Raw genomic sequence first — 13290 nt, 5'->3', positions numbered from 1 at the left:
TATATACTTTATTTGTTCCGCTTGCTACAGATGAAACACCTGCTGGCGTAACAGATCCGTTAGTTCCTGAAGTTGCTGTGATTGAATATGGTTGCTTAACAAGGTAAGAACCCGTCGCTACACTATTAGCAGCATCCGTTACAGTTACATTGTACTGTCCCGCAGCTAGACCGTTAATACTAGCAGTAGTAGCGCCATTACTCCATGAATATGTATAACCACTTTTTGTATAATTAAGTGTTATAAATGCACCTCCAACAGTTGCATCCACGCCTGCATCATCTACTAAATCTACTAATAAAAGACTAACAACCCCACCAGTTGTTGGGAAACCTGAAAGATTTATTACTGGATCTGGACTTATCAACCCTGAACCGGAATCCGTAAATAATTGTGTATCCCCTAAAGTATAGGCTCCCGATAGCGATGCTCTAATCTCTTTTCTAAAAGAACCTCCTACTGCATTAACATTTGTCAATGTTAAAGTTGCCGAAGTTAACACAGCTCCAGCAGGCAAAGCCGGAACGGTAATAGTACTAACCACTTCAGGAGTTGAAGTTGCAGGCTCTCCAATACTATAAGGAGCATTAGTAAACACACTCTTATCACCATATGTGAAATTTGGTGATCCATTTACAATCGCAGCAGTTGCTGATCCATCCGCACCACCAAAAGTAGTAGCATCAGTACCAGTAACACTTATTGCTAAACTTGGTTTTAATGTAAAATTCACATTAGAAATATCAAAAAAGATATTAGCTGCTCCCTCTACTTTTATTCTAGCTTTTTGAGTCAACACATCTGGAAAAGTTACTTCTTGAATTCCATCATTTGGAGTTCCCGCAACTAGTACAGTGGGAAAGGTTAAACCTCCATCTGTAGAAAGTAAAATATTTACTGTAGGAGTCGCTACATTAGTCCCGTTCACAGACCAAGTAATATTCTGTTTTGACAGTCCATTGTAAGCTCCTGATAAATTAGTCGTTTCTAAAAACGGACCAATATTCCCATCTACTGTAACCGTAACTGATGCATTAGACACACCACCACCGTTTGCGTTATTATCTCTAACTGTTAAACTATGAGTTGTTACAACCCCTATAGAAGGTAACTTATCTCCCACGGCATAATTCGAACCATCTAAAATCTTTTCAAGAAGCGGAAAATAGCGCGTATTTGAAGTTGAAGGCTTATAACTTCTAAAGAAAGGGGGTTGTGCTGTATCTGCCAGCGTACTCGTTACTGGTACCATAGTCCCAACATTTGTCCCTTCCCAGCAATACGTTAATGCATCATTATTAGCATCTGTTGCTGTTGCCGTTAAAGCAAAAGGAGTCGACTTAGGAATTGTATACGCATTAGGCATCGTAATAACTGGAGCTGTATTCCCTGTAGTTGTAAGAGTACCAACTCCTGGAATAGTTGCTAAATAACCTTTGGCCTCATCATAACTAACCGAATGAAACTGTAGTATAGGACCTGTTTGATTTGATGAAAAATAATCATCTCCATCACATGTAAAACCGTAACTCATTACTGTAGCTCCTGCTCCAGGTTCCACTGAAGTACCCGCATTCCTAGTAGTGCACACTGGGATACTGCTATTGTAACTGTGATTCATTCCAAACTGATGTCCCATTTCATGAAACACTAATTGATCCATAAACACTTGGCTGTAGCTTGTTAGATCTCCTTCTCCTGAAACTCCCTGACCCTTAGACCCACTTTGCCCTACCGAACCTAGAATAGCTACTCCACCACCTGATGAACTACCTTTTCCCCAAACATGACCAATATCATAATTAGCCGAACCGATTACTGTATTACAATTATTATGATTCTCAATCAACATTAAACTTTGATTGCTGTTTGTGTAAGGGTCTGTAGCAGCATCGGTGTAAATCATATTAGTACCACTTACTAACAGAAAATCAACAGATAGCTCATTTCTAAAAAAACCTTTAATTCTATTTACATAAGCAACAACGGCTGCAAATCCACTAGTAACCGTTCCTCCATTTGCCGCAACAAACTCTGCATCTGCAGGCATAGCAAGTCTCAAAGTAAGCAATTGATCACCACTACTTGGAGCTACTGCTGAGCGACTAGTTTTGTTTGTTAGTGCGCGAAATTCTTTTGCTGTGTTTGCATCTATGTGGCAAGAACTGCTTTTTTTTTCATCGGGAACTACTATGTCTTTAGCATAATAATTAAAATAAACATTCTTTTTAGTAGTAGAATACGACTCAAAATAAACCGCATCATTACCAACATTTAAAATAACTGCGTTAAAACCAGCCGCCGTTAAACTCAATCTAATAACAGACTTTCTATCAGTAGTTCCGTTTCCTGTATAGGTCTTAATATCGGGGTTTTGCGCCGCGATTTCTGGAGATAAAACAGGTGATTCTACCATATTAAAAACCTCGATAGTCCCGTCTGGCATCGGAATTTGTAATGGAACAGTAACTCCATTATTTTTAAATTCCATTGGGGCATTCTTCAAATAATTACGCATGGACTGTTCATCAAGCGTAAAGACTTTTGTTTTTTTTGTGATGTTAACTGTTTTACTTGTGTTAGTAAGATCGCTGTTTTCTGCAGGGCGAAAAAAATTGCTCTGAGCAAAAACAACAACATTAACCAATGACAGAAGCAAAGTTAATAAGTAACGTTTTTTCATTTAAATTCCTTTTTTAGTTTAGACAATAATGAACAGATGATCTTACACTATTCAGGCGGCAAAACTAATGCAAAGCTTCTCATGCCAAGCAATTTTAAAGGGGTACAGTTTAGGGTACAAACGGTATAATTTGCCTAAAAAAGAAGAAATATCGCCTAAAACAACCCTGTAAGTATAACATTGCGCATCTTAAATCACTTGAATCATTTTTAAAGTAGAGCAAAACAAATCGGAAGTACATACAATACATAAAACGATAAAAAATACAGATCCATTAAAGTAAAATAAAATACGTTTTTTCATTTGCTACATATAAAGTATCTTTGACCGCACAAACAACTACACAATGAATTATTTTTCTTCTGATTTTAAATTAGGAATATTAGGCGGTGGCCAATTAGGCAAAATGCTTTTATTTGACACGCGCAAGTTCGATATACAAACTTATGTTTTAGACCCGAGTGATGAAGCGCCATCCAGAATGGCCTGCAACCAGTTTTACAAAGGTGATTTAATGGATTTTGAAACCGTTTATCAATTTGGAAAAATGGTTGATGTACTTACTATCGAAATTGAATTAGTAAACCTAGACGCTTTAGAAAAACTAGAAACCGAAGGAATTAAAGTATATCCTTCACCAAGTACTCTAAAAGCGATTCAAAATAAAGGAAAACAGAAGGATTTTTATGTTGAAAACAATATTCCGACCTCCAAACACCTTCGTTTTGTAGATTTGAATGAACTAAAAAAAGCAGTCACATCGAGCGAAGTCGAGATGCCATTTGTATGGAAATGTGCCGAGTTTGGTTACGACGGAAATGGAGTGAAAATTGTTCGATCTACTTTAGACCTGATCAACTTGCCAGATGTAGAATGTATTGCCGAAGACATGGTGCCGTTCAAAAATGAATTGGCCGTAATTGTATGTCGCAATCCATCAGGTGAAATTAAAACGTATCCTGTTGTGGAAATGGAATTTCATCCTGAAGCCAATCAAGTAGAATATGTGATTTGCCCTGCAAGAATTGATGATAAAGTAGCCGAAAAAGCAAGAGCAATTGCCTTGAATGTTTCGGAGAAATTTAATCATGTTGGTTTACTAGCCGTAGAGATGTTCCAAACCGAAGATGATGAAATCCTAGTAAATGAAGTAGCTCCTCGCCCACACAACTCGGGTCACTACTCGATTGAAGCAAGCTATACGTCACAATTTGAAAATCACTTACGTGCTGTTTTGAACCTTCCATTAGGCAATACCGATAGTAAAGTAGCAGGAATTATGGTAAACTTAGTTGGTGAAGACGGATTTTCTGGAAATGTAATCTATGAAAACATTGAAACTATTCTTGGATGGAACGGCGTAACGCCACATATTTATGGTAAAAAGCAAACACGCCCTTTTAGAAAAATGGGTCACGTAACTATCGTAAATCAAGACATCAAAGAAGCCAGACGAATTGCTGAGGATGTGAAGAATACGATTAGAGTGATCAGTGGTCAGTAAGATTTGTTTTTATGACCAATAAAAATAATTAAATGGATTTCATAGATGCAATAACCAACTTTTTGAATGTAATTGATAGTTCAAATTTAGCTAAAAAACATTTTACAAAGTTCAATGACAGAAATGAGTATACAGGAAATCGAATAATAAGCTTTTTTGCTTTTATCCTTTTGCTAATTTGTTATACCGTAGTTATTTTGGGAATTACATTTCTAGTTTATAAATCCACAACCGTCTCCAAACCTTAAACTTTAAACATAAAAAACAACATGAGCAAAGTAGCCGTAATCATGGGAAGCATCTCAGACATGCCCGTAATGCAAGACGCCATCGATATATTAAAATCATTTGATATTGAAGTAGAAGTTGATATTGTATCAGCGCACAGAACTCCCGAAAAACTATTTGATTTTAGCAACAATGCTCACACACGTGGTATTTCAGTAATTATTGCGGGTGCTGGTGGAGCCGCTCATTTACCTGGAATGGTTGCTTCTATGTCACCCTTGCCCGTTATTGGTGTTCCTGTAAAATCAAGCAATTCAATTGATGGATGGGATTCGGTTTTGTCTATTTTACAAATGCCAGGCGGAGTTCCCGTAGCAACTGTAGCGCTTAACGGAGCTAAAAACGCTGGAATCTTAGCAGCACAAATCATCGGTAGCCATGACAAAGGAATTATGGATAAAATGATTGCGTATAAATTGAGCCTAAAAGAAGCGGTTTATAAATCATCTGAAGGCTTAAAGAAATAAACTTGTTTCACAGAGCTTCAACTAAGAAAAAGCAAATTAAAAAACACGAATAACACGAATTTACACGAAAACTTGGCTGATATAATTCTACCTTTTTAATTCGTGAAAATCTGTGAGATTCGTGTTTTCTTTTTTTACTAATCTTCTTCTTCAATTTCTTCCAGTACCGCTTCAAATTCAGATGCGATGATGTCATCATTGTTGATCCAGTTTTCCGAAGTAACCAAGTTGAAATTTACATTATCTGTCGTATTCAATTCCCAAATAATCGCTGCCGCGTTAGGAAACGGAATGTTTTGTGTCATTTGGTCGTCAAACAATCGCTTGATTAAATTACGATCTGACAAACCATTATTCAACAATTTTAATACGTTTTCGGCAGTTAATTCTTTTACTTCACCTTCAGTTGGTGTCATCGAAAAATGAACAATCGATGCTTTTGCATTAGGAAACTTTCCGTTATAAGCTTTAAAAAGCAATTGATTGACATGATATAGTCTTCCTTGCATGTGAATTTCAGGATATTCCTCACACACTTTATCAATCAACATATTGTGTGAAATCTGTTCGATTTGCCCTTCGTTAAGCTCTTCTCCTAGTTTATAATCCAATACGATAGCAGCTGCCTCGTTTGGTTCATAATCAGAAATTGCCATTTCTAGCAATTCTGGTAAATTCTTAACCTCTGCAGTGGCTGCATCAGGAAAATTAAATCGTTCACATAATTGTATTAAATCCTCGGTAGACCAATATCCTTCTACTTCATTAACTGTGTCGATTCTCTTTATAGCTATTTTGTAATTCATTTGTATGTTAATTATTTTATTGACTACCATCAGTGATAATCTTGACTTACAAGTTACGAAATTTCTGAATCAAAAGCAAAATAAACCCTTCCTTATAAAAAACAGAATAAACCTTCTTTATCTACTTAGAACTTATAAATCATTATCTTTACGGCTCGAAAAAAAGTTGATTACAACTCCTAAAATAATTACATTACAATGAACGTTTTATTATCAAAATTTACAACCAAACACGATACAGCCCCTTTTTCTCAAATTAAAAACGAAGATTATGCTCCTGCCATTCAGGAAGGAATCACTTTGGCGAAAGCCGAAATTGATGCCATAGTAAATAATCCAGAAGCCCCAACATTCGAAAATACGATTGTAGCCATGGATTACACTGGTGATATTTTAGATCGTGCTTCGAGTATCTTTTTTAATTTGAACTCGGCAGAGACTAATGACGAAATGCAAAAAATCGCTCAAGAAGTTTCTCCTTTATTATCCGAATTCGGAAATGACATTCGACTGAATCCAGAATTATTTGCTCGTGTTAAAGCGGTTTATGATTCAAAAGAATCGTTGACATTAACTCCAGAACAAGTTACTTTATTAGATAAAAAATACAAAAGCTTTTCTCGAAATGGAGCCAACTTACCCGAAGACAAGAAAAATAAATTACGCGAAATAGACAAAGAACTATCGAAGTTGAGCTTGCAGTTTGGCGAAAATATTTTGGCTGAAACCAATGCTTTCCAAATGCATTTAACTAACGAGAAAGACCTTGCTGGTCTACCCGAAGGAACTATCGAAGCCGCTCGCTCTTTGGCGAAAGCCCAAGAAAAAGAAGGTTGGATCTTCACCCTAGACCACCCTAGCTACGTACCTTTTATGACGTATGCAGACAATCGGGATTTGCGTAAAAAACTGGCAATCGCTTTTGGTGCAAGAGGATTTCAAAAAAATGAGTTCGACAACCAAGAAATAGTGTTAAAAATCGCCAAACTTCGTTTTGAACGCGCACAATTGTTGGGTTATGCTACTCACGCTCACTTTGTATTAGAAGAGCGTATGGCCGAAAGTCCAGAGAAAGTTTTTTCGTTCTCTCATAATTTATTAGCCAAAGCTAAACCAGCAGCTCAAAAAGAGTTTACTGAATTGCAGGCTTTCGCCAAAGAGACTGATGGAATCGAAACCTTGGAAAAATGGGACGGTGGCTACTATTCCGAAAAATTAAAACAAAAATTATTTGATTTTGATGACGAAAAATTAAAGCCTTATTTCCAATTAGAGAAAGTATTGAACGGTGCTTTTACGATTGCTCAAAAACTATATGGACTGACATTTACAGAAGTTTTTGATATTGACAAATACCATCCAGAAGTGATGACCTATGAAGTAACCGATGAAAAAGCAGATTTAGTTGCTATTTTCTACGCCGATTTTTTTCCGAGAAAAGGAAAACGAAACGGTGCTTGGATGACTTCGTTTAAATCACAATATGTAAAAGATGGCGTAAACGAAAGACCACATGTTTCTAACGTATGCAACTTTACACCACCAACAGAAAGCAAACCATCCTTACTAACTTTTAATGAAGTAACGACTTTATTTCATGAATTTGGACATGGTTTACACGGCATGTTAGCCAATACAACCTACCCAAGTTTATCAGGAACTTCAGTTTACTGGGATTTTGTTGAATTACCAAGCCAAGTCATGGAAAACTGGTGTTACGAGCCCGAAGCATTAGCTTTATTCGCAACGCATTACCAAACTGAAGAAGTAATCCCGATGGAATATGTAAACAAAATCAAAGAAAGTGCTAGTTTTCAAGAAGGATTGGCAACCATGCGTCAGTTGAGTTTTGGATTATTAGACATGGGATGGCACGGTCAAGATCCAACAGCAATTACAGATGTAAAAGCTTTTGAAACGGAGCAATTTGCAGCTACGCAATTGTACCCTGAAGTAGCCGAAAACGCAATGAGCACGGCTTTCTCTCACATCTTTCAAGGAGGTTATTCATCAGGTTATTACAGTTATAAGTGGGCCGAAGTCCTAGATGCTGATGCCTTTGAATATTTTCAAGAAAAAGGCATTTTCAATAAAGAAGTGGCTACCAAATTCAAAGAAAATGTACTTTCTAAAGGAGGAACAGAACCACCAATGGAATTGTACAAACGATTTAGAGGACAAGAACCAAAGCCAGACGCTTTATTAAAAAGAGCGGGGTTGTTGTAGATTTAAGATTGTTGACTACCGATTTAAACCGAAGTAGTGGTGCTTCGGTTTTTTTAATTAAAATTAAAAAAAATATATTTTTATAAAAAATTAAGGATGGATATAAAACTAATAAAAGCATACATAAGAGCCAACAGCAATCCTAATTCCCGAAGCAATGCCCATTATGTTTATCCAACATTAACCAAAGCATTTAAGAATCATTATGAATACCAATGTGAAGGTAGTCAAGCTTATGATTATGATATTTTGATAGATTTTTCTGATTTTAATGAAATTTCTACATCCTGCACTTGTCCTTACAAAAAAAATTACTCTGGAATTTGCAAGCATGTAATTGCAACCTTAAAATTATTGATTGAAAACCCTCCTAAAATCACTCTTGATTTATTTGGCAACACAACTAGTACACATGACAAACAAGTACGGTTATTAAAAAACCAAATCCTAATACCCAATGGGATTATTACAGATGCGGTAATAAACCAGTTTGAACAAGGCTATTATAGTTATTATAGTGATACAAAAATAGTTTCGGTTAGTCAAACCGAGGTAATCACTACTACTATTGGTTGGGATAAAAACCAACAAGAATTAAAATACGACCCTCAAACATCTATTTTAGAATTTGATTGTAATTGTTCTAAATCCAAAAAAAAATGTGAGCATTTAAGAAAAGCTTTTCTCGGAATTGTTTCTGTTTTTGGAAACAATTTGTTTGCAAGCAATTATATACAAGAAAAAACAAACGCCTATTTGGCAACGGTTGGTTTCTCTCCAGAAGACAATTACCAAGAAATTTTCAGTTTTTCTATTACTCCCAAAGGTTTTAAAGTAGATAGTAAGTACAAAAACATCACCACAGACCTTGATGATTTGACGGATATATTTGGGGACGAACTTACGGAGCGAATCACTTTTCTGCCTAGTCTAAAGACCCAAAGTGAAAATTATGGTTTGGGTCTTTGTTTTCAATTTGACAAAAAAGAATTATTCAAAATAATCCCAGTAAGAGCCAAATACAACAAGGCTAAAACTGATTTTTCGTCTAGTTTTGATTCTATTGATTTTGTGAATTTGAATAACTATTTAATCACGTTTGAAGATTCAGAAGACCAAAACCTGATTCTAAAAACGCTTCAGATAAACAATTTGATTGATACCTTTGAATCACATAATCAGCTTGATTACATAATAAAAGCTACAGAAACCGTCAAAGGCATCCTGCCCAAATGGAAAAACACCTTGATTTATAAATATGACAGCAAGGATACTTTAGTACGCAAAAACCTGAGTGTGCTTAGTATTGAAGAGAAAAAGATAAAACTCTTTTTTACACTTACTCAAAGTGATTATTTTTATACCCTAAAAGCAAAACTCGCCATAGACGATAAAAATTATAATTTGAATGCTTCGGCCTTGTCAATTTCTGATTTGTTTATTATTGAAAATGAAACCATCATTCCTATTCTGGACACTAATCTGACTTTGTACATCCAACAATTCAAGGAATCTCCCGAGATTAATTACCTCAAAAAAGCAACTCCTGATTTTTTTGAAAAAATAATAGCACCGCTTTCTAAAAAATTTGAGATTCAATCGACAAGCATCAAAAAAGCGAAGGCTACTAAACTAGAAAACGAACCCGATAAACAAGTGTATATTAGCGATACCAACGGCGAGTACGTAACCTTTAAACTCGTGGTGCAATATGGCGAAAAAATGGTCGATGTGTACTCGCCCGAATTGCTTTTGGATATAAAATCTAATTCAGAAAAAATTGAATATACTGAGAGAAATCAGTCGCTTGAAGATAATTTTATAGAAGAATTTAAAAGTTTGCACCCTGCTTTTGAAGAGCAAGAAACGATATTTTTTCTGACTCCCGAACAACTTTTCGAAAATTACTGGATGCTTCATTCAACCGAAAGGATGAAACAAATGGGGATTACAGTTTTTGGGGCGAATGAGCTTAAATCGTTTCAGTTTAACATGAATAAGCCTGTTATTAAGGTTAATTTAAAATCAGATATTGACTGGTTTGATATAGAAATCAACATTAGTTTTGGCAATCAAAAAGCAAGCATGAAAGAATTGCAAAAGGCTTTTTTGAAAAAATCAAACTATGTAACGCTGGGCGATGGTACACTAGGTATATTGCCCGAAGAATGGATGAAGAAATTTGCAACCTACTTTAAAACGGGCGAAATCAAGAAAAACGGCATCCAAATATCCAACTATCAGTTTGGAATTATAGACGAATTGTATCAAGAAGTTGACACCAAACCGAGTTTTCTAGAAGAACTTTACAACAAGAAAAAACGCCTACAAAACATATCAGAAATCGAAGCCGTGCCTATACCCAAAGGCATCAAGGCCAAACTGAGAGATTACCAACACCACGGCCTAAACTGGTTGGCTTTTTTGGACACCAACCAACTGGGCGGCTGCCTAGCCGATGATATGGGATTGGGTAAAACCCTGCAAACCATCACATTTTTGCAATATTTGAAAGTAAAAAATCCAAAAAGTCCGCCTTCATTAATCATTGCACCAACATCTTTGATTTTTAACTGGAATAATGAGATTGAAAAATTTTGCCCAACCCTCAAAATGCTCACTTTTACGGGCGCAAGCAGGTTAGAAAACAAAGATAATTTTGATAAATATGATTTGATTATCTCTACCTACGGCTCTTTGCTAAACGATATTGAATTCTTGAAAGATTTTAAATTCAACTATGTCATTCTGGATGAAAGTCAGGCAATTAAAAACCCAAATTCTAAGCGATACAAAGCCGTGCGCTTGCTCAACTCTTACAACAAAATTGCCTTGACAGGAACACCTATTGAGAATAACACCTTTGATTTGTATGCGCAACTCAACTTTTTAAACCCTGGATTATTGGGGAATATGTCGCATTTCAAAACCAATTTTTCTGACGCTATTGATAAAGAAAAAGATTTTGATGCTTCGCAAATATTGGGCAAAATCATCACGCCTTTCATGCTTAGACGTACCAAAGAACAGGTAGCAACCGAATTGCCCGAGAAAACCGAGAGCATTATTTTTTGCGAAATGGGCAAAGAACAACGTGGCGTTTATGACACCTTCAAGAACAAATACCGTGATTATTTGCTGAACAAAATTGACGAAAATGGCGTAGAAAAATCGCAAATGTATATTTTGGAAGGATTAACCAAATTAAGGCAAATTTGCAACTCTACAGCCTTGATTCCTACCGACGAAGATTTTGGAAACTACTCGGTAAAACTAGAAACTTTGATAGAAAACATCAAAGAAAAAACGGGGAAACACAAAATTTTGGTTTTTTCGCAATTTGTAAAAATGCTACAAATTGTAAAAACCAGACTCGAAGAAGACAAAATTCAGTACGAATATCTGGATGGTCAAACCACCAATAGACAAGAAAAGGTAGAGAATTTTCAGAACAATGCCGATGTGCGTGTGTTTTTAATCAGCCTAAAAGCAGGCGGAACAGGTTTGAACTTAACCGAAGCCGATTATGTTTTTATCATTGACCCATGGTGGAATCCCGCCGTAGAAAACCAAGCCATTGACCGTTGTTACCGCATTGGCCAGACCAAAAAAGTAATGGCCTACCGCATGATTTGTAAAGATACTATTGAAGAAAAAATTGTTTCGCTACAGCAAAAAAAGAAAAATGTAGCCAGCAGCATCATCAATATTGACCAAGACGAGAAAAAATCATTTAATATTAATGAAGTTAAAGAATTGTTTAGATAATCTTTGTGACTAGTCAACGATTAGACGGCTAATTTCCGCATCTTTCCTGCAAGGTCTTTTTTTGACCTTGTAGGTATTGTGTATTTGAGAATAAACATAATAATAGGCAGCTACTCAGGGAGTTCACTTTTAAAAAAAGTTGACCACAAATTACACTAATTTGCACACCCGAGCGATAGCGAACAGACTAAGTAAATTCATAAAATATTAAATCTAATTTCACAAATTTTAAAAGCGAATGCCCTGGCAGCTACTGAGAAAATTTAGCCCCTTAAAAAATTTACCATTAAGGGATTAAGGTAAATTAAGCTTTCGTTTGACTTAATGAACCTTAATTTCTTAATGGTGAAAACTTAAAATTAAATATTTAATTTTAAAACAAACTCAAAAGGTAGAAGAAACCAAAAAATAATTTCAAAAAATCCCTGAAATTCTCAGCTGTAACTATTGTAAAACTCCCTTGATAATTATCTAAAAATGGTTTTGGAAGCTTTGCTTTTTTAACCTTCCATTTTATTTCAAAAGCGTTTACTTCTTCGTCCACAGTTTCTACATAATCTACTTCTTGTTGTTGGGTAGTACGCCAAAAATACGGTTTGGCATTGCGGTTTTCATAACTCAATAATTTCATTCGCTCAGCGATCAAAAAATTCTCCCAAAGAGCACCTTTATCTTGCCTAAATTCCATGAAATTAAAATTCCCTATCAACATATTTCGAACACCCGTATCGTAGAAATAGATTTTTTTGTTGGCTTTGATTTCATTTCTATGATTTCTACTAAAACTATTTAACCTAAAAATTACAAAGCTTTTTTCGAGCAAATCAATATAGTTGCTTACCGTATTTTTGTCAACGCCTACAAGCTGGGCTATTTCATTATAACTCACTTCACTCCCAATTTGAAACGCCAAAGCTTGTAGAATTTTCTCCAAAACTTCTGATTTACGGATGCCTGCCAAACTCAAAATATCTTTGTATAAATAACTCGATACTAGATTTTTGAGAATCTCAAATTCGTTACCCAAATTGGTAATCACATCAGGATACATTCCGTACAGCAACCGTATTTCTAGTTGTTGTTGGGCTTTCATGTACCCAACATTTTTTTCAAATTCATTCCAAGAAATAGGATACAAATGGTATTCAAATTTGCGTCCTGTAAGCGGTTCTTGGGTAGCATGATTAATGTCAAAAGCCGAAGAACCGCTTACAATTACTTGAACATCTTTAATTTGGTCCACAATGATTTTTAATTTCAAACCAATATTCGGAATGCGTTGCACCTCATCTATAAACAAATATTTATAGTCACCAATAATGTTTTTTAATGTTTCAGTATTGGCATTTGCCAAAGTTTCGGCAACAACAGAGTCGTCACCATCCAGAAACAAAAACTCAGTTTCTTTCAACAAACTAAAAACAAGAGTTGATTTACCTACTTGCCGAGGACCAACAAGCACAATAACTTTGCCTTTATTGAGTCTTTCCTTTATATTCGAGCTTAAAAACCTACTAATCATCGATTTAATTTTAAACAAATGTATAA

Annotated in this window: 7 protein-coding genes; 4 read left to right on the top strand and 3 right to left on the bottom strand. The window is 35.6% G+C overall.

Features of this window, described 5'->3' with window-relative positions:
- Positions 1 to 2683: reprolysin-like metallopeptidase (locus H8R24_RS14210; RefSeq protein ID WP_187038211.1), on the bottom strand; the 2683-nt coding region annotated here is incomplete at its 3' end.
- A 346-nt stretch (positions 2684 to 3029) separates the two neighbouring features.
- On the opposite strand from H8R24_RS14210, the gene H8R24_RS14205 reads away from it, so the two are divergent.
- Complete coding sequence (locus H8R24_RS14205) at positions 3030 to 4187, top strand: 5-(carboxyamino)imidazole ribonucleotide synthase (protein ID WP_187020639.1); 1158 nt, start codon at positions 3030 to 3032, stop codon at positions 4185 to 4187.
- A 269-nt stretch (positions 4188 to 4456) separates the two neighbouring features.
- Positions 4457 to 4942, top strand: coding sequence for a 5-(carboxyamino)imidazole ribonucleotide mutase (purE, locus tag H8R24_RS14200; RefSeq protein ID WP_187020641.1), 486 nt, complete (start codon positions 4457 to 4459; stop codon positions 4940 to 4942).
- Positions 4943 to 5079: 137 nt separating this feature from the next.
- On the opposite strand, the gene H8R24_RS14195 is transcribed toward purE, so the two are convergent.
- Positions 5080 to 5748: a hypothetical protein gene (locus tag H8R24_RS14195; RefSeq protein ID WP_187020644.1), complete on the bottom strand. Its 669-nt coding sequence runs from the start codon at positions 5746 to 5748 to the stop codon at positions 5080 to 5082.
- A gap of 198 nt (positions 5749 to 5946) precedes the next feature.
- Between H8R24_RS14195 and H8R24_RS14190 the strand changes: the two genes are divergently transcribed.
- Positions 5947 to 7974, top strand: coding sequence for a M3 family metallopeptidase (locus H8R24_RS14190; RefSeq protein ID WP_187020646.1), 2028 nt, complete (start codon positions 5947 to 5949; stop codon positions 7972 to 7974).
- A 96-nt stretch (positions 7975 to 8070) separates the two neighbouring features.
- Positions 8071 to 11742 carry a DEAD/DEAH box helicase gene (locus tag H8R24_RS14185; protein ID WP_187020648.1) on the top strand — a complete coding sequence of 1224 codons (3672 nt, stop codon included), beginning with the start codon at positions 8071 to 8073 and terminating at the stop codon, positions 11740 to 11742.
- A 373-nt stretch (positions 11743 to 12115) separates the two neighbouring features.
- Here the strand turns inward: H8R24_RS14185 and H8R24_RS14180 are convergent, their stop codons facing one another.
- Positions 12116 to 13264: an ATP-binding protein gene (locus H8R24_RS14180; RefSeq protein ID WP_187020650.1), complete on the bottom strand. Its 1149-nt coding sequence runs from the start codon at positions 13262 to 13264 to the stop codon at positions 12116 to 12118.
- Positions 13265 to 13290: the final 26 nt, after the last annotated feature.

Source organism: Flavobacterium muglaense (assembly GCF_014305155.1).
In the GTDB taxonomy this organism is placed as follows: domain Bacteria; phylum Bacteroidota; class Bacteroidia; order Flavobacteriales; family Flavobacteriaceae; genus Flavobacterium; species Flavobacterium muglaense.
Note: the sequence above shows the minus strand (reverse complement) of the source record. Positions and strands in the feature narration are given on the sequence as shown.